The following is a 17144-nucleotide window of genomic DNA, read 5'->3' as shown; positions in this document are numbered from 1 at the left end:
CAAAGGTCCACATCCTTCATGCACCTTTGAATCCAGGAGTAAGCCCGCTATGACCAGCCCCAAGGCACTGTTGATCCTCCACGGCAAGCAAGCCCTCAACGAGGACGTGCGCGCTGCCGTGAAGGCCCGGCGCGAGCAGGGTGGGGAGTTGGCAGTACGGGTCACCTGGGAAGGCGGCGACGCCCAGCGCCTGGTCAACGAAGCCCTGGCTGACGGCTACACCCACATTATCGCCGGTGGCGGTGATGGCACCCTGCGCGATGTAGCCGAAGCCATGGCCCAGGCCAAGACCGACGCCAGCCTGGTGCTGATGCCCCTGGGCACCGCCAACGATTTCGCCAAGGCTGCCGGCGTGCCGTTGGAGCCTGACCAGGCCCTGGCGCTGCTGGACGTGCCACCCAGGGCCATCGACCTGGGCCAGGTCGGTGGGCAGATCTTCCTCAATATGGCCACCGGCGGTTTCGGCAGCCAGGTCACCGCCAACACCTCCGAAGATTTGAAAAAAGTCCTGGGTGGCGCCGCCTACCTGTTCACCGGTTTGACGCGGTTCAGCGAGTTGAAGGCTGCCTACGCCGAGCTGGATGGCCCTGATTTTCATTGGAAAGGCGAGTTGCTCGCGCTGGGCATTGGCAACGGTCGCCAGGCAGGCGGTGGGCATGAGCTATGCCCAGGCGCCATGGCCGACGATGGCCTGCTGGACGTCAGCATCCTGCCGGCGCCCCAGGAAGTGGTTGGCACCTTGCGAGAGTTGATGAACAACGGCTGGGGCCTGGACACCATGTTCGTCCGGGCGCGCCTGCCGTGGGTGAACATCAAGGTTGCACAGGGCCTGTATATCAACCTGGATGGCGAGCCGCTGCAGGGCGATGACCTGCACTTCCAGGCCTTGCCCAAGGCCTTGCGCGTGCACTTGCCGGTGGGGTCGCCGCTAGTCGTCCAGGCTGATGATCTGCTCGCGCACCGCGAATAGCACCAGGCCGGCCACGTCGAAAATCTGCAGGCGCTTCATGATTTGCGAGCGGTGGGCTTCCACGGTCTTGATGCTCAGGCCCAGGCCGTGGGCGATTTCCCGGGTGGACTTGCCGCGCACGATCAGGCGCAGGATCTCCAACTGCCGCGCCGTGAGGTTGTGGCTGTGGCAGGCGGGAGTGGTGGGCCCCTGGCTGCGCACCAGCGCCTGGTTGATCACGGTGTGGGCGATCGCCGGGCTCAGGTAGCGCTCGTTGTTGCGCAAAGCCAGTAGCGCGTGTTCCAACTCGTTGGCGGTGGTGTCCTTGAGCAGGTAGCCATGGGCGCCGGACTCCAGCGCGCACATGATCAGTTCCGGGTCGGTGTGCATCGACAGGATCAGCACTTTGCTCTTGGGGTAGGCGCGCTTGAGCTGCTGCAAGGCGTCCAGGCCGCCGGTGTGCTTCATCGACAGGTCCAGCAGCACGATATCCGGCAGCAGGGCGCTGAACTGCTCCAGCAACTGCTCGCCATCGCTGGCTTCGCCGATCACCGTGTAGCCGGGAATGTCCTGGACCAGCGCGCGTACGCCGGCCCGGATCAGTGCATGGTCATCCACCAGGAGTAATTTGCAGCTCACTCGAGAACCTTAGGGGAACTGGCCCGTTCGAGGGCGCGGGGCGCCCAGGGGAAAAGCGCTTCGATCCGTGTCCCTTTGCCTGGCTGGCTGCTGACGGACAACGTACCGCCAAGCTGATCTATCCGCTCGGACATGCCGGCCATGCCCCGTTGGCCTTCCAGGCCGGGATTGACGGCCGGTGAAAAACCCTGGCCGTCATCGCGGATAGTCAGCGACAGGCCTTCGGGCAAACGTTGCAGGCGTACCAGCAGGTTCTGCGCCTGGGCGTGGCGCAGCATGTTGGTCACCGCTTCCTGGGTGATGCGGAAGGCCGCCACCGCCATTTCTTCCGGGATTCCGGTCAGCCGTTGCTGGCATTCCAGGCTCCAGTGAATCGGCGTGTTTTCCAGGGTCTTGAGCAGGTGCGCGCGCAGGCTGGCTTCCAGGCCCAGGCTGGCCAGCTGACGAGGGTTGAGGATGGCGGAAACGTCACGCACCTTGGCCAGGGTTTCGTTCAGGGTGTTGCACAGCACCGTGCATTGGCTTTGCAGGTCGTCGGGCAGGCGACGCTTGAGCCATTCGCTTTGCAGCTTGGCCGCGGTGAGCAGTTGGCCGATATCGTCGTGCAGTTCACGGCTGAGGCGATGGCGTTCGTTTTCCTGTACCTGCAACAGGCGATCGGCCAGTTCCTGGGGCTGGAACTTGATGGACTTGCGTGAACGCCATTGTTGCAGGCCGACCACTACGAGAGTGGCCAGGTTAAGCACAATCACCAGCAACGGCAGCGGTTCTGAACTGGCATAGGCCCACAGGCTCAGCAGCAGCGAGCCAAGGCACAGGGCGAGGATCAAGCGGCGTGCATTGCTGCGGGACGCGGACCTTGCGATGAGTGTCTTGAGGCTGGCGTACATAGCGGATGGAGCCAATGAGGGTGCGCTGCGGGAAGCCCGGTCACTGGGGCTGACGGGGCTCTGTTTGGGATGCGTTATCGAATCGTTTTTATGCATGATGAAGTTGAGTCACTTCGAGCGGGGCATAGTACCACCACTATTACCGTTGGTCGCCTGGTGCCGTGCCTTACCGGATTATTGACCGCGCAAATACTCCGGGCGGTATTCCCAGAGTTCATGAAGTGGGGAGTTATATTATTTCTGTTTGGTTGTATCGTTATTACCGTTAATAGCTAATTGATATCTTCGTGTGCGCGGTTCAATTCCAGCCAATTAATAGCCGTGTCGTTTTTGGATAACTTCAGGTTCGAATACGACTTGGTATCCATTCAAGAGGCGTGGTGTACACGCTGCTGCGGTTTATAAGTGAAATCCTTCTGCGGGATCTGAAGCGTGACGGTTGCAATCAATGTCGCCTGCTCACTCTCGTCCATACTCAGTTCGCCGGTGCGCACATCGATCAATTCCAGTTGCCACGCGAGCAACGTCAGGCACGCGTGCAGTGCATCCAACGCCTGGTCATGCAGTTGCATCGGGCTTGCCGCATTGGCGATCACGTACTGGATATGCCGGGAGAATTCGCTGATCACCTGCAGGGCCAGGCTGTCGGCCTTTTCGGCGAGTGTGGCCAGGCTGGCCTTCATGCAGTCGATGGCATCGCTGTCGTCACGAATCAGATGCAGATGGTTTAGGCACTCTTGCGACTTGGCCAGCAGCGTTTCTGCTTCAAGCAGGAACTCGGGAAGTGTGGTCTGCCATTCATTTGCGCTGTTCATCATACAAGTCTCCACAACATGAGGTCGGGTGATGAGATGTCGCACCGGGTGAATGGCTTAAAAATAGCGCCGAAATATGACTGGGACCTGTAGGTGGCTTCTGAGTTTTTAGTAGGACGTTTATTAGAGTGACGGCAACGGCTGTGCGCTGCCCTCATGAGCGGGGTCAATTGCGTACCTTCGATTGCCGACATCTGTATGTCTGGAAGGCCCGTGGGCCGAGGGCTTGGGATGGCAAACAAAAGCCTGACTCCATTCATGCATTGAGAATGGCGTCACATTAATGGCTATTAGATATTGCGAATATCAGGTTGGGCCTGATTGCGTGTAGGGGAATCCCTTACATAGCGGAACCTTGCGTCGAATTGAATGTCGCGCAACGTCGCTTTATTGCCATACGGAGAGGCCAGCGCAGTAAAGCATGATGTCAGTGTGACATCAATGGATTTACGTGGCATTTTACAGGGGTCAAGGTCTGGCACTCGCCGCCGATAACCCACGTTATGTGAACCGCACAAATTCCTTAGCGCATCAGGAGCTTTTAATGGCCGGCATTCTCGACACGGTAGATCAACGCACGCAACTGGTGGGTGAGAATCGCCTGGAGATCCTCATGTTTCGCCTGGCGGGGCGCCAACTGTTCGCGATCAACGTGTTCAAGGTGCAGGAAGTGCTGCAACTGCCCAAGTTGACCCTGATGCCCCAGCGCCACCCGTTTGTATGCGGCGTGGTCAACCTGCGTGGCCAGACCCTGCCGGTGATCGACCTGTCCCAGGCCATCGGCATGCGCCCGCTGGTGCCGGGCCCCAACAGCACCATCATCGTCACTGAGTACAACCGCTCGGTGCAGGCCTTCCTGGTGGGCGGTGTGGACCGCATCGTCAACATGAACTGGGAGGCCATCCTGCCGCCACCGACCAGTGCCGGGCGCCAGCATTACCTCACCGCCATCAGCAAGGTCGACGACCAGCTGGTGGAAATCATCGATGTGGAAAAAGTCCTGGCCGAGATCGTGCCGTACAACGCCAAGGTTTCCCGCGAGAAACTCGAAGACCCGGTGCTGGAGCGTGCCCGTGGCCGCGAAGTGCTGCTGGTGGATGATTCCAACGTAGCCCTGTCTCAACTGCGCGACACCCTCGGCCAGCTGGGTGTGAAGATGCACATCGCCAGTGACGGCCTCAAGGCCTTGAACATGCTCAAGGCCTGGGCCGACGCTGGCCATGTGATGACCGACAAGTTGCTGATGATCTTTACCGACGCCGAAATGCCCGAGATGGACGGTTATCGTCTCACCACCGAGATCCGCAATGACCCGCGTTTGCGCAGTCTTTACGTGGTATTGCACACCTCGCTGTCGGGCAGCTTCAACGAGTCGATGGTGAAGAAGGTCGGCTGCGACAATTTCCTGTCCAAGTTCCAGCCCGACAAGCTGGTGGACGTGGTCCGTCAGCGTCTGATGCTGGACGAAGTGCCTGCTTGACCTTAGGGTTATGGCTTTGCCCCTCAGGAATGCAGGCCCATGCTTCGTCTCAGCGCGTTGTACCGTTACCCTTTGAAGTCCGGCAAGGCCGAGATATTGCAGCAGGTCGGCCTGGATAAGCTCGGGGTGGACGGGGATCGACGCTGGATGCTGGTGGATGAAGCCAGTGGGCGCTTCCTCACGCAACGCGCCGTGGCCAGGATGAGCCAATTGTCGGCATTGTGGAACAGCAAAGGCGGGCTCACCTTGAGTTCGCCCGGTTACCCGCCGCTGGATGTCGCACTGCCGGGCGGTAATGCCGAGTTGCGCGGCGTGACCATCTGGCGCGACACCCTGCGGGTGCCGGACGCGGGCGACGCGGCAGCGGCCTGGGTCAGTGACTTTATCGGCAAGCCGACGCGGCTGGTGCAGATCCCCCTCGAACGCGCCCGCACCACCGAAGCCGGTTATGGCAGGGACGATGACCAGGTCGCATTTGCCGATGGCTACCCGCTGCTGGTGATCGGCCAGGCTTCGCTGGACGACCTTTCGCAACGCATCGGCCGGCCTATGGAGATGCTGCGGTTTCGCCCCAACCTGGTGATCGAAGGCAGCGCCGCCTTCGCCGAAGATAACTGGAAGCGCCTGCGCATCGGCGATGTGGAATTCCGTGCGGTCAAGCCCTGCTCGCGCTGCATCCTCACCACCATCGACCCGCAGACCGGCGAACGCAGTGCCGACCGTGAACCCTTCGCGACGCTGGAGACCTATCGCAAGACTGAAAATGGCGCGATTTTCGGCCAGAACCTGGTCAACGATGGCATTGGCCGCCTGGAAGTCGGGATGCCGGTGACCATTCTCGAATAGTGTTCGACGCGAATAAAAATGCCCGTCTCTCAGGAAACGGGCATTTTTTGTTTCCGGGAAACCCTTAGCCGCGGTATTCGCACAGGTAAGCGGTGTCCACGGCGACCTTGAGTTGGAACTTGCTGTTGGCCGGCACGTTGAACTGGCTGCCGGCGGCGAAGGTTTCCCAGTCGCTGGCGTCAGGCAGCTTGACGGTCAGGGCGCCGGACACCACGTGCATGATTTCACGCTGGGCGGTGCCGAATTCGTATTCGCCCGGGGCCATGACGCCGATGGTCGCCGGACCTTCTGCGGTGCCGAAGGCGATCGACTTGACGGTGCCGTCGAAGTACTCGTTGACTTTGAACATGGGCGATTCCTCGGAAAAGGGTCTGGAAAGGTCGGCCAGTATGCCCAAGGGCAGGGAAGCTGCCTAGACCGGCAGAATCAGTGGCAGCAGGCGCGCGGTGTTGCGTGCATCTTCCAGCGCCCGATGCTGCTGGCCATGGAACTGCATCCCCGCCAATTGCAGGGCACCGTTGAGCCCCAGGGGCTTGTCCAGGCGCCGGGCCTTGGCGAAGCGCTGCTTGAGGTTCACATGGGGCGTGGTGGCGAGTGCGCTGGCCAGGCCATGGCGCTGCCATTCCAGCTCCAGCTGCCTGCGATCGTAATCGCCCCAACTGGCCCAGCCTTCCAGGCGCGCCTGGTGTTGGCCCAGCCAGCGCTCGAACAGCGGCCATACGTCGGTGATCGGCACCGCGCCGTCGATGTTGGCCTGGGTGATGTGGGTCAACTGACGGCAAAAAGGCGTCAGCAAGGGACGGCGCAGCGGCCGCACAAAACGCTGGAAGTGATCCAGCTCGCGGCCCTCGCGGTTGACCAGGCTTGCGCCGATCTCGATGACTTCCATCTCCGTCACGGGCCAGCCGCCTTCATCCGTTGTGGCTTCAAGGTCAATAATCAGCCAATGGGGCATCGCGCAGGTTCCCGTACTCTTCCCTTTCTGTTGGGGATAGAGCGTAGCCCGGCCCTGTAGTTCCGCCTAGGGGCTAGACGATCTCGAGTAACACCTGACGATTGTGCACCTGGTCACCGGCGCTCACCTGCACGCCTTTGATCACACCGTCGATGCCGGCGGTCAGCGGATGCTCCATTTTCATGGCTTCGAGCACCAGCAGCAGTTGGCCCTTGGTGACGCTGTCACCGGTGCTGACCCGCACATCGACGATGGCACCGTCCATCGGCGCCTTCACCGTGCCGCTGCTGGCATCGGCCTGGCGGCTGGCCACTTGCTGCGTGCGGTTGGTCACGCACAGGCCGGGCATCCATAGTTGGTCGCCGTCGAGGTGATAGGCCATGCGCCGGCGGATGCCGTTGAGCACCAGGGTGGCGTGGCGGCCGTCGGCGCTGAGCAGCAGGGGGGCGGTGCTGACGGTGTGGATTTCGCCATTGACCTCAAGCCGATAGGTGCAAGGGCTACTCGCGGTGTTGCGCCAGCCCGACAAACCGTGGGGATGTTGCTCGGCACTGTGGGTGTAGAACAGCGCAGCGGCCAGGGCTAGCTGTTCGCTCGATACAGGCTGGCGTGGGATCTCGCTGAAGTGCTCGGCGATAAACCCGGTGCTGAAATCGCCGTTGATAAACGCCGGATGCTTGAGTAAATCAGCCAACAGTTGCTGATTGGTGGCGACGCCCAGCAACAGCGTGTCTTCCACCGCCCGCAGCAGTTTGCGCCGCGCCTCTTCGCGGGTGGCGCCGTGGGCGATGAGTTTGCCCAGCATTGGGTCGTAGAACGGGCTGATACGTTGACCTTGTATCACGCCATGGTCGATGCGCACGCCGGTCGCCGGTTCCCAGCGCAGCACCTCGCCGGTTTGCGGCAGGAAACCCTGGGCCGGGTCTTCGGCGTACAGGCGCACTTCCATGGCATGGCCGCTCAGGGTCACGTCTGCCTGGGTCAGCGGCAGCGCTTGCCCGGCGGCGATCTGCAGTTGCCAATCCACCAGGTCGAGGCCGGTGATCAGCTCGGTGACCGGGTGTTCCACCTGCAGGCGGGTGTTCATTTCCAGGAAGTAGAACCGGCCATTGCGGTCGAGCAGGAACTCCACGGTACCGGCGCCCACGTAATTCACCGCACGCCCGGCCTTCAATGCGGCTTCGCCCATGGCCTGGCGCAACTCGGGCGTCATGATGGGGCAGGGGGCTTCCTCGATGACTTTCTGGTGGCGGCGCTGGACCGAGCAGTCGCGTTCGCCGAGGTAGATCAAGTGGCCGTGGCTGTCGCCGAACAACTGGATCTCGACGTGGCGCGGCTCGATCAGCGCTTGCTCAAGAATCAGTTCATCGCTGCCAAAGGCATTTTTGGCTTCCGAGCGAGCGGTGTGCAGGTTGTCCAGCAGGGCTTCGGGTTGGTGCACCAGGCGCATGCCGCGACCGCCGCCGCCGGCGCTGGCCTTGATCATCAATGGGTAGCCGATGCGTTCAGCTTCCTGTTGCAGCGTGTTGTCGTCCTGGGCACTGCCCTGATAGCCGGCAATGCACGGCACGCCGGCGTCGAGCATGGCGAGTTTGGACAGGCGTTTGCTGCCCATCAGTTCGATGGCCTCGACGCTGGGCCCGATGAAGGTCAGGCCGGCGTGTTGGCAGGCGCGGGCGAAGTCGGGGTTTTCCGAGAGGAAGCCGTAGCCGGGGTGGATCGCATCGGCGCCGGTGAGTCTGGCGGCGGCGAGGATCGCCTCGATATTGAGGTACGACCGTTGTACCGGGGCGGGGCCGATATTGACGGCTTCGTCGGCCATCTGCACATGCAGGGCCTGGGCGTCGGCATCGCTGTAGACGGCGACGGTGCGGTAGCCCAGGGCTTGGGCGGTGCGCTGGAGGCGGCAGGCGATTTCGCCGCGGTTGGCGATCAGGATTTTGTTGAAGGCGGGCATGGGTTTATCCCTTGGCTGATGGGGTGTTTGATCGGGCCTCATCGGGGGCAAGCCCCCTCCCACAGTGTGGGAGAGGGCTTGCCCCCGATGGCGTCATTTGCACCACCGAGGCTTTCTTTTCTGCACAAACGCCTGCGTTCCTTCAATCCCTTCCTCACTGCGCACCGCTTCGGCAAACCACTGCGCGCCCCGATCCAGCACCGCCTCCAGCGGCTCATCCACACTGGCCAGCAACAGCGCTTTAGTCCGCCCATTCGCCGCCGGCGCGCACGTGAGCACCTGCCCCAGCACCTCATCCAACCGCTGCGCCAACGCCTGCGGGTCGCGCTCGGTAAAGTGCACCACCCCCAGCCGCTCAGCCTCAAGCCCGTCAAACCGTGCCGCTGTCAGCGCCAGCCGCCGCGCCTGGGTCAGCCCGATGCGCTTGACCACGAACGGCGCAATCTGCGCGGGCAGCAAGCCCAGGCTGGTCTCCGGCAAGCCGAATTGCGCCTGGTGATCGGCGATGGCGATATCGCTCACGCACGCCAACCCAAATCCACCGCCCAGCACCGCGCCTTGCAGCACCACGATCACCACTTGCGACAGCGCTTGCACTTCCTGCAGCAAGGTGCCAAATGCGCGGTTCAGCGCCTGCAGTTGATGGCCTGCGGTGACCAGGTCCTTCACATCCGCCCCGGCGCAGAAATGTCCGCCCGCGCCGCTGATCACTACCGCGCGCGTCTGGATGTCCAACTGCGATAGCACCGTGCGCAATTCATTGACCATTTCCAGGCTCATCGCATTGCGGCAGTCGGGCCGGTTGAGGGTGATGTGCAGCACGCCGTTGTGGGGTTCGAGCAACAAGGTGTTCATGGCTTTTTCCCCGGCAAGGTGCCCATCAACTTGCAGATGATGCCCAGCATGATTTCGTCGGCGCCGCCGCCGATCGACACCAGCCGCACGTCGCGATAGGCCCGGGCCACGGGGTTGTCCCACATGAAGCCCATGCCGCCCCAGTATTGCAGGCAACTGTCGCTGACTTCGCGGCCCAGGCGCCCGGCCTTGAGCTTGGCCATGGACGCCAGGCGGGTCACGTCCTGGCCTTTGATGTACTGCTCGGTGGCCTGGTAGACCAGCGCGCGCAGGCATTCGATTTCGGTGGCGAGCTCAGCGAGGCGAAAGTGGATGACCTGGTTGTCGATCAGCGCCTTGCCGAAGGTCTGGCGCTGCTTGCAGTACTCGATGGTGCTGTCGATGCAATGCTCCAGGCCCTTGATCATATTGGCCGCGCCAAACAGGCGTTCTTCCTGGAACTGCAGCATCTGCATCATGAACCCCGCACCTTCGTGGCCGATGCGGTTGCGTTGCGGCACGCGCACGCCGTCGAAGAACACCTGGGCGGTCTCGGAGCTGTGCATGCCGAGCTTTTCCAGGGGCGGGCTGACGCTGATGCCGGGGGTGTTCATCGGCACCATGATCAGCGACTTGTTGATGTGCGGCTTGTCGTCGGAGGTATTGGCCAGCAGGCAAATGAAGTCGGCGCTGGGTGAGTTGGTGATCCACATCTTGCTGCCGTTGATCACGTAGTCGTCGCCGTCCTTGCGCGCATGGGTCTTCAACCCGGCCACATCGGAGCCGGCGCCGGTTTCCGAGACGCCGATGCAGCCGACCTGCTCGCCGCTGATGGCCGGGCGCAGGAATTCGTCGCGCAGTTCATCGCTGCCGAAGCGGGCAAGGGCGGGGGTGCACATATCGGTCTGCACGCCGATAGACATGGGGATACCGCCGCAACGGATGGTGCCGAACTCCTCGGCGGCGACAATGGAATAGCTATAGTCCAGGCCCATGCCGCCGAATTTCTCCGGCTTGGAAATGCCCAGCAGGCCGAGGTCGCCGGCCTTGCGGAAAATGTCGTGGATGGGAAAGCGCCCGGCCTTTTCCCATTCGTCCACATGGGGGTTGATCTCGCGGTCGACGAAGGCGCGGACGGTGCGGCGCAGTTCCTGGTGTTCCTGGGTGAAGATCATTTTTATTGTTCTCCTGATTAGAAACGCGCCACACCAAAGGTGTTGGGCTGCAATGGCCGCACCTCAGCCTCATGACAGATATCCAGCAGAAAACCGAGCAAGGTCCGTGTATCCCGAGGGTCAATCAGCCCGTCATCCCACAGGTTCGCGCTGCCGTAGAGCGCGGTGGACTGGCTGTCGAGCTTCTGTGCGGTGACCTGTTCCAGCATGTCCAGCACCTTGGGATCCGGCACCAGGCCATCCTTCAATTGCTTGGCCTCAGTGACAATCCGCAGGACTTTGCCCGCCTGGGCACCGCCCATCACTGCCGTGCGGCTGTTGGGCCAGGCGAAGATAAAGCGCGGGTCCAGGCCACGGCCGCACATCGCGTAGTTGCCCGCGCCGTAGGAGCCGCCGACCACAATGGTCAGTTTAGGCACCCGCGCGTTGGCCACGGCCTGGATCATCTTCGCACCGTGCTTGATCACGCCTTGTTGTTCCGACTCGGTGCCCACCATGAAACCGGTGGTGTTGTGCAGGAACAGCAGCGGTGTGCGGCTCTGGTCGCACAGTTGGATAAATTGCGCGGCCTTGCTCGCGCCCTTCGGTGTAATAGGACCGTTGTTGCCGATCACGCCCACGGCGCGGCCCTGGATGTGCACGTGGCCGCAGACGGTGTGGGCGTCGAATTCGCCCTTGAAGTCGAGAAAGCGCGAGCCGTCGGCCAGTCGCGCGATGATTTCACGGACGTCGTAGGGCTTTTTCGGGTCGTCCGGGATCAGGCCCAGCAGCTCTTCGATGGGGTACAGCGGTTCTGCGTAGGCACGTTTCGGCGCCTGTGGAAGGCGATCATTCCACGGCAACAGGCTGACGATTTCGCGCGCGATGCGCACGCCGTCCGCATCGTTTTCCGCCAGGTACTCGGCGGTGCCGGCGGTTTGTGCGTGCATCTGGGCACCGCCCAGTTCTTCATCGGTCGCCACTTCGCCGGTCGCGGCTTTAAGCAGCGGCGGGCCGGCGAGGAACAGTTTGGCCCGACCGCGCACCACCACCACGTAATCCGACAGCCCCGGCTGATAGGCGCCGCCGGCCGTGGCCGAGCCATGCACCACGGTGATCTGCGGCAGGCCCATGGCCGACATGCGCGCCTGGTTGGCGAAGCTGCGCGCACCTTCGACGAATATCTCGGCGGCATAGTTGAGGTTGGCGCCGCCGCTTTCGGCGAGGGTCACCACCGGCAGTTTGTTCTCCAGGGCGATCTGTTGCAGGCGCAGGGATTTCTTCAGGCCGGTGGGGGAAATGGTGCCGCCCTTGATCGCGCTGTTATTGGCCACCACCAGCACGCGCACGCCGCTGACGTAGCCGATGCCGGCGATCAACCCGCCACCGGCGGCGCTGCCGTCCTTGTCGTCGTGCAGCTTGTAGCCGGCCAGGCTGGCCAGTTCCAGGAACGGCGCGCCGGGGTCCAGCATTAGGTTGAGGCGCTCGCGGGGCAGCAGTTGGCCGCGCTTGTCGAACTTGGGCTTGGCGTCCTGTGCCTTGCTCAACAGGGTGTCTTCCAACTGCCGCAGCTGGGCGATGGCGGCCAACATGGCCTCGCGGTTTTGCGCGAATGGGGCGCTGTGGGCGTCGATCAGGGATTCAATCGCCGGCATGGTCTATTGCCCCGCCTTGAGCACATCGGGCAGGTAGGCGCGGTGGAAGCCATTGAAGGGTTCGCTCGGCGCCTGCGCCTTGTGCAACGGCCAGGCACGACTGCCCAGGCTGGCGGCACCGTCGATACGCAGTGTGCTGCCGCTGATAAAGGCAGCGGCCGGGCTGAGCAGGAACACGATGGCCGCGCTGACTTCCGATTCGGTGCCGATACGCTTGAGCGGCACATGTTCGCGCAGCGTGGGAATCACCGCCTTGAACGCGCCTTCGTAGGTGTCCATGCCGCTGGAGGCGATCCAGCCCGGCGCCACGGCGTTGACCCGGACGCCGGCATAGCCCCACTCGAAGGCGGCGGTCTTGGTGAAGTTGTCCATGCCCGAACGTGCTGCCCCCGAGTGACCCATGCCGGGCATGCCGCCCCACATGTCGGCGAGCATGTTGACGATGGCGCCGCCGTGCTTGCTCATGGATTGGTTGAACACTTCCCGCGCCATCAGGAAACCGCCGACCAGGTTGGTGCGCAGTACGGTTTCGAAACCTTTCTGGTTGATTGCGGCCAGTGGCGAGGGGTACTGGCCGCCTGCATTGTTGACCAGGCCATGGATAGCGCCGTGGTCATTCAGGACCTGGCCGACCAGTGCCTTCACCGCCTCTTCATCGCGAATATCGCAGGCCTGCCAATGGGCGAGGCCACCGTCTTCAGCGATTTCCGCCGCGACGTTCTGCAGCTTGTCCGGCTTGCGTCCCACCAGGATCACCTGGGCACCCAGCGCCGCCAATTCATGGGCGGTGCAGCGGCCAATGCCACTGCCGCCGCCGGTGACCATCACGGTTTGCCCCTGGAACAGGTCGGCTTTGAAGATCGAGTCGAAGGCCACGGCAATGCTCCTGTTAGGCGAGTTGATCGGCAATGTGTTGCGGCACGGCAATCGGGATCTCCAGCAGTTGCTGGGCGAAGGCTTTACCCTGCGGGTCGATGCGCAGGCTGGCGATGCCACCGCCGCCCAGGGCGTTTTCCAGCAGGAAGTTGAGGCTGTGGCTGCCGGGCAGATACCAGCGCTCGACACGGCCGTGCACGGGGTCGAGCAGATGGCCCATCCAGTCGACGATCACCTGCGGGGTGAGTGCTTCGGCGATCCATGGCAGGTAATCGGGGTGGCGGGCGATCACGCCGATATTGCTGTGGTTGCCCTTGTCTCCGGAGCGCGCCACGGCCAGTTTCACCAACGGCACGCTGGCGTCGGCGCGGCCTTGGGGCTTGGGCGGATCGATGGACGCATCGGGCAGGCGCGGGGCGTCGGCAGGTGGCAGTGCGCAGGGGTGGCGTGCGCCCTGGAAGTCGATCACCCCGTCACAGGCCGTTTTATCGATCAGGAACGAAAACAGTCGGATCAACGGGTACACCGTCGGCCGCCCGCCGACGATGCCGGTCAGGCCCGGTGCCATGCCGGTCGCGGCCTGGGCAATCTCGCGGGCGAACAGTACCAGTGCTGGTTTGTTGGGGTGGCGCACCGCCAGTTTCACCACCACTTCGCGACAGTCCTGGCGCCTGGCGTGGGCGCCGTAGGTGGCTTCGCTGCCGAGCAGTTCGATATTCACTTCGGTGTAAGGTGCCCAGCCGCGCTGGCGGAACAGCTCCGAGGTCTTGTTGATGATCGCCTGGCTGACCCGCTCGGCCTTGGCGACCGCATCAATGCCGGCGATCAGGCAACTGGCGGTGCAGCGAAAACCGTCCGGGTAAGTGGCGCTGACCTTGTATTGATCGGTGGGCGGCAAGCCCTTGGCGCCGTGCAGGCGTACCTGGTGTTTGCCTTGCTGCTGCAATTTGACCTGGCTGAAGTCGCAGATCACATCGGGCAACAGGTAGGCATGCGGGTCGCCGATTTCATACAGCAGTTGCTCGGCGACGCTGAGTTCGCTGATCAGCCCGCCTGTGCCGTCGACCTTGTTGACAGTGAATTGGCCGTCGGCGCTGACGTCGACGATGGGAAAGCCGATGTGCTCGTAGTCCGGCACGTCGCGCCAATCGGTGAAGTTACCGCCGGTGCACTGCGCGCCGCATTCGATGATATGCCCGGCCAGTGCGGCCTGGGCGAGGCGGTCGTAATCCTGCCAGGACCAGTCGAATTCATGCACCAGCGCCGCGCTGACTACTGCGCTGTCCACCACGCGGCCGGTGATGACGATATCCGCGCCCAGCTTCAGCGCCTGGGTGATGCCCGGCGCGCCCAGGTAGGCGTTGGCGGACACGCACAGCGGCGGCAACGGCGCACCGTTGAACATGTCGGTGATGCCGTGCAGGTGTTTGAGCTGGGGTTGCAGGTCGTCGCCCAGCAGCACGGCGATTTTAAGGGGGATACCGGCCTTGTCGCAGGCGGCTTGCAGGGCGGCGGCGCAGGCCTGGGGGTTGATGCCACCGGCGTTGCTGATCACGCGAATGCCCTGGTGCTGGATATCCGCCAGCAGCGGCGTGAGCACGTCGACGAAATCCGTGGCGTAGCCGGCCTGGGGATCTTTCATCCGCGCACCGGCCAGGATCGACATCGTGACTTCCGCCAGGTAGTCGAACACCAGGTAATCCAGCTTGCCGCCTTGCACCAGTTGGGCGGCGGCGGTGCCGGTGTCGCCCCAGAAGGCGCTGGCACAGCCGATACGAACCGTCTTGCTCATGAGAAATCCTTCCTCGAATGGCTGGGGTCGAGACTACCAAGCAAGCGCTTGGTTTGTAAACTGCGGATACAAGTTTCAGCCAAGCGCTTGCTTGGGTGGCCGCCACGGCCTAAATTGCGGGCCAAGACGTCCGTGGAAGTAGAGGAGAGAGGCATGGATGAGCACAAAGCCCTGCGGGTCATGCGCACCATGGTCGATGGCGGCCAATTGACCGACCCCGACAGCGCCCGGGGCAAGCTGCTGCAAACCGCGGCCCATCTGTTTCGCAACAAGGGCTTCGAACGTACCACCGTGCGCGACCTGGCCAGCGCCGTGGGCATCCAGTCCGGCAGCATCTTTCATCACTTCAAGAGCAAGGACGAGATCCTGCGGGCAGTGATGGAAGAAACCATCCACTACAACACGGCGATGATGCGCGCTTCGCTGGAAGAGGCGAGCAACGTGCGCGAACGCGTGCTGGCGCTGATCCGCTGCGAATTGCAGTCGATCATGGGCGGCAGCGGCGAGGCCATGGCGGTGCTGGTGTACGAGTGGCGTTCGTTGTCGGCCGAAGGCCAGGCCCAGGTGCTGGCCCTGCGCGACGTGTACGAGGCGCTCTGGCTGCAAGTGCTGGGGGAGGCCAAGGACGCGGGCTACATTCGTGGTGATGTATTCATCACGCGGCGTTTCCTCACCGGCGCGCTGTCCTGGACCACCACCTGGTTTCGCGCCGAGGGCAGCCTGACACTTGAGCAGTTGGCCGAAGAGGCCCTGCTGATGGTTTTGAAGGCCGACTGAGGCGCAAGCTATTAATTTACCGCTGGAAAGTTGTCTCTCCAGACAAAAACGCCTAGCTTATCGCCATGAGCGTTTTTGAACGGTGTGTGCCTTGATGTTTTCGCCATGGCGGCTGGCTGCAGGACTTACCTTTTGGGCACTGGGCACCGCGTGGTGGATGCCAGCTTCGGCTGCGCAGTTGGTACGCATCGGCGCGGCGCATTTCCCACCCTACACCGTACGGCCGGAGCAGGGCGCCGACACCGGTTTGCTGCCGCAACTGGTCGAAGCCCTGAACGCCGCGCAAACCGATTACCAGTTTGTGTTGGTGCCCACCTCCATCCCCCGACGCTTTCGTGATTTCGAGCAGGGCCGTGTGGATATGGCGATCTTCGAAAATCCCGATTGGGGCTGGCAGAACATTCCCCACACCAGCGTCGACATGGGCCTGGAAGATGCGGAAATCTTCGTCGCCCAGCGTGAGCCCGGTCGTGACCAAAGTTATTTCGCCGACCTCAACGGCAAACGCCTGGCCGTGTTCAGCGGTTATCACTACGCCTTCGCCAACTTCAACCCCGACCCCAAGTACATGGCCGAGCACTTCAACGCCACGTTGACTTACTCCCATGACAGCAACCTGCTGATGGTCGCGCGCGGGCGTGCCGATATTGCCTTGGTGACGCGCTCGTACCTGAGTGATTTCATGGTGCGCAATGCGCAAATGGCGGGGCAGTTCCTGGTCTCGGAGCGCATTGACCAGGTCTATCACCACTTCGCACTGCTGCGCCCGAAGGCGCCGATCACGGGGGACGCGTTTGCCGCGTTGCTCAAGCGCTTGCGCGACGATGGCGAGATGCTGAAGATTTTCGAGCCGTATCGCATTGATGTGATGGCGGTGCCCTGAGGCACCACCGGTGCAGCATCACACCCTGCGCGCAAACGTATCGCTATGGCTGCCCGACACCTTGCGGCAGTGCACCAGCGCATCACGGATCATGAAGTTCACCAGGGTCGGCGACACGCCCAGCTCCTTGGCGATGTCCTTTTGCGGCACGCCGTGCAGGCGGTACATCTCGAACGCATAGCGGGTGCGCTGGGGCAACTCGGTCAGGGCGTCGGCGATGTTTTCCAGGGTGTTGAAGTTGATGTGCGAGGTTTCCGGTGAAGCGCCGTGAATAACCACATTCAAGCCTTCCTCTTCCGTCCCGGAGTATTTGAGCTCCAGGGCCTGCTTGCGGTAGTGATCGATCGCCAGGTTGCGCACGATCTGGAACAGATAACTCAATTGAGCCTTGAACGAAGACGTGATTGTCGGCGCCGATTGCAGCCGGAAGTAGGCGTCCTGCACCACGTCCTCGGCGCGGGAGCGGCAGCCGGTAATGCGTGCCGCGATCTTCACCAGAATCAGCCGATTATCGACGAATGCCTGGAGAAGCGGTGAGTCGCACCTGCCTGTGGATACTTGTTCCGTCATGGAAATCACCTTACTGCCAATAGGTTAGGGGAGGGCGTCCGTGCCGGGGCCTCCTACACATCGGGCAACAAA

At 62.5% G+C, this 17144-nt stretch carries 17 protein-coding genes; 5 read left to right on the top strand and 12 right to left on the bottom strand.

All coding sequences use genetic code 11. The features are described 5' to 3' along the window. Positions 1-49: 49 nt before the first annotated feature. Positions 50-970, top strand: a complete 921-nt coding sequence (gene yegS / locus K5K89_RS20715) for a lipid kinase YegS (RefSeq protein ID WP_071489802.1) — start codon at positions 50-52, stop codon at positions 968-970. On the opposite strand, the gene K5K89_RS20710 is transcribed toward yegS, so the two are convergent. The 3 genes from K5K89_RS20710 to K5K89_RS20700 all read right to left on the bottom strand — a co-directional run bounded on the left by K5K89_RS20710 (position 929) and on the right by K5K89_RS20700 (position 3296). Further along, entirely contained in the window at positions 929-1588 is a 660-nt protein-coding gene (locus K5K89_RS20710; protein WP_222540173.1) for a response regulator transcription factor, read from the bottom strand. The genes yegS and K5K89_RS20710 overlap by 42 nt on opposite strands. Further along, positions 1585-2478 (bottom strand): sensor histidine kinase, encoded by an 894-nt coding sequence (locus tag K5K89_RS20705; protein ID WP_071489800.1) that lies wholly within the window; start codon positions 2476-2478, stop codon positions 1585-1587. Before K5K89_RS20705 ends, K5K89_RS20710 begins: the two co-directional genes overlap by 4 nt. 368 nt (positions 2479-2846) lie before the next feature. Continuing rightward, positions 2847-3296 carry a hypothetical protein gene (locus K5K89_RS20700; protein WP_173668591.1) on the bottom strand — a complete coding sequence of 150 codons (450 nt, stop codon included), beginning with the start codon at positions 3294-3296 and terminating at the stop codon, positions 2847-2849. A gap of 541 nt (positions 3297-3837) precedes the next feature. Between K5K89_RS20700 and K5K89_RS20695 the strand changes: the two genes are divergently transcribed. Both K5K89_RS20695 and K5K89_RS20690 read left to right on the top strand, forming a co-directional pair. Beyond that, positions 3838-4773: a chemotaxis protein CheV gene (locus tag K5K89_RS20695; protein ID WP_092243082.1), complete on the top strand. Its 936-nt coding sequence runs from the start codon at positions 3838-3840 to the stop codon at positions 4771-4773. 39 nt (positions 4774-4812) lie between these two features. Further along, on the top strand, positions 4813-5619 hold the full coding sequence (locus tag K5K89_RS20690; protein ID WP_071489798.1) for an MOSC domain-containing protein: 807 nt from the start codon (positions 4813-4815) through the stop codon (positions 5617-5619). Positions 5620-5683: 64 nt separating this feature from the next. Here the strand turns inward: K5K89_RS20690 and K5K89_RS20685 are convergent, their stop codons facing one another. The 8 genes from K5K89_RS20685 to K5K89_RS20650 form a co-directional block, all read right to left on the bottom strand. Then, positions 5684-5968 carry a pyrimidine/purine nucleoside phosphorylase gene (locus K5K89_RS20685; protein ID WP_058424671.1) on the bottom strand — a complete coding sequence of 95 codons (285 nt, stop codon included), beginning with the start codon at positions 5966-5968 and terminating at the stop codon, positions 5684-5686. Between the two features lie 63 nt (positions 5969-6031). Further along, the gene (locus K5K89_RS20680) at positions 6032-6574 is read right to left on the bottom strand and encodes an exonuclease domain-containing protein (RefSeq protein ID WP_222540172.1); all 543 of its coding nucleotides are present in this window, start codon (positions 6572-6574) and stop codon (positions 6032-6034) included. Positions 6575-6647: 73 nt separating this feature from the next. Then, a complete protein-coding gene (locus tag K5K89_RS20675; protein WP_222540171.1) occupies positions 6648-8531 on the bottom strand; it encodes an acetyl/propionyl/methylcrotonyl-CoA carboxylase subunit alpha in 1884 nt (627 codons plus the stop codon). Between the two features lie 93 nt (positions 8532-8624). After that, positions 8625-9386, bottom strand: coding sequence for an enoyl-CoA hydratase/isomerase family protein (locus K5K89_RS20670; protein WP_222540170.1), 762 nt, complete (start codon positions 9384-9386; stop codon positions 8625-8627). Further along, the gene (atuD, locus tag K5K89_RS20665) at positions 9383-10540 is read right to left on the bottom strand and encodes a citronellyl-CoA dehydrogenase (RefSeq protein ID WP_222540169.1); all 1158 of its coding nucleotides are present in this window, start codon (positions 10538-10540) and stop codon (positions 9383-9385) included. Before atuD ends, K5K89_RS20670 begins: the two co-directional genes overlap by 4 nt. Before the next feature lie 17 nt (positions 10541-10557). Then, entirely contained in the window at positions 10558-12174 is a 1617-nt protein-coding gene (gene atuC, locus K5K89_RS20660) for a geranyl-CoA carboxylase subunit beta (protein ID WP_222540168.1), read from the bottom strand. Between the two features lie 3 nt (positions 12175-12177). Continuing rightward, positions 12178-13050, bottom strand: coding sequence for an SDR family oxidoreductase (locus K5K89_RS20655; protein ID WP_071489792.1), 873 nt, complete (start codon positions 13048-13050; stop codon positions 12178-12180). 13 nt (positions 13051-13063) lie between these two features. Then, a complete protein-coding gene (locus K5K89_RS20650; protein WP_222540167.1) occupies positions 13064-14842 on the bottom strand; it encodes an acyclic terpene utilization AtuA family protein in 1779 nt (592 codons plus the stop codon). 153 nt (positions 14843-14995) lie between these two features. On the opposite strand from K5K89_RS20650, the gene K5K89_RS20645 reads away from it, so the two are divergent. Together K5K89_RS20645 and K5K89_RS20640 are read left to right on the top strand one after the other, a co-directional pair. Beyond that, entirely contained in the window at positions 14996-15619 is a 624-nt protein-coding gene (locus K5K89_RS20645; protein WP_071489790.1) for a TetR/AcrR family transcriptional regulator, read from the top strand. A 94-nt stretch (positions 15620-15713) separates the two neighbouring features. Beyond that, positions 15714-16502 carry a substrate-binding periplasmic protein gene (locus K5K89_RS20640; RefSeq protein ID WP_071489789.1) on the top strand — a complete coding sequence of 263 codons (789 nt, stop codon included), beginning with the start codon at positions 15714-15716 and terminating at the stop codon, positions 16500-16502. Between the two features lie 18 nt (positions 16503-16520). Here K5K89_RS20640 and K5K89_RS20635 read toward each other — a convergent pair whose 3' ends face one another. Next, positions 16521-17072, bottom strand: a complete 552-nt coding sequence (locus K5K89_RS20635) for an RNA polymerase factor sigma-70 (RefSeq protein ID WP_005789991.1) — start codon at positions 17070-17072, stop codon at positions 16521-16523. Positions 17073-17144: the final 72 nt, after the last annotated feature.

This window comes from Pseudomonas sp. DR208 (assembly GCF_019823005.1).
GTDB lineage: Bacteria > Pseudomonadota > Gammaproteobacteria > Pseudomonadales > Pseudomonadaceae > Aquipseudomonas > Aquipseudomonas extremorientalis.
The sequence above is the reverse complement of the archived record's forward strand: the minus strand, read 5'-3'. Positions and strand labels throughout refer to the sequence as shown.

Coding starts and splice junctions, on each gene's coding strand:
- atuD (WP_222540169.1), bottom strand. CDS start 10,540: ATGATCTTCACCCAGGAACACCAGGAACTGCGCCGCACCGTCCGCGCC.
- K5K89_RS20700 (WP_173668591.1), bottom strand. CDS start 3,296: ATGATGAACAGCGCAAATGAATGGCAGACCACACTTCCCGAGTTCCTG.
- K5K89_RS20690 (WP_071489798.1), top strand. CDS start 4,813: ATGCTTCGTCTCAGCGCGTTGTACCGTTACCCTTTGAAGTCCGGCAAG.
- atuC (WP_222540168.1), bottom strand. CDS start 12,174: ATGCCGGCGATTGAATCCCTGATCGACGCCCACAGCGCCCCATTCGCG.
- K5K89_RS20680 (WP_222540172.1), bottom strand. CDS start 6,574: ATGCCCCATTGGCTGATTATTGACCTTGAAGCCACAACGGATGAAGGC.
- yegS (WP_071489802.1), top strand. CDS start 50: ATGACCAGCCCCAAGGCACTGTTGATCCTCCACGGCAAGCAAGCCCTC.
- K5K89_RS20635 (WP_005789991.1), bottom strand. CDS start 17,072: ATGACGGAACAAGTATCCACAGGCAGGTGCGACTCACCGCTTCTCCAG.
- K5K89_RS20685 (WP_058424671.1), bottom strand. CDS start 5,968: ATGTTCAAAGTCAACGAGTACTTCGACGGCACCGTCAAGTCGATCGCC.
- K5K89_RS20640 (WP_071489789.1), top strand. CDS start 15,714: ATGTTTTCGCCATGGCGGCTGGCTGCAGGACTTACCTTTTGGGCACTG.
- K5K89_RS20645 (WP_071489790.1), top strand. CDS start 14,996: ATGGATGAGCACAAAGCCCTGCGGGTCATGCGCACCATGGTCGATGGC.
- K5K89_RS20675 (WP_222540171.1), bottom strand. CDS start 8,531: ATGCCCGCCTTCAACAAAATCCTGATCGCCAACCGCGGCGAAATCGCC.
- K5K89_RS20650 (WP_222540167.1), bottom strand. CDS start 14,842: ATGAGCAAGACGGTTCGTATCGGCTGTGCCAGCGCCTTCTGGGGCGAC.
- K5K89_RS20705 (WP_071489800.1), bottom strand. CDS start 2,478: ATGTACGCCAGCCTCAAGACACTCATCGCAAGGTCCGCGTCCCGCAGC.
- K5K89_RS20695 (WP_092243082.1), top strand. CDS start 3,838: ATGGCCGGCATTCTCGACACGGTAGATCAACGCACGCAACTGGTGGGT.
- K5K89_RS20670 (WP_222540170.1), bottom strand. CDS start 9,386: ATGAACACCTTGTTGCTCGAACCCCACAACGGCGTGCTGCACATCACC.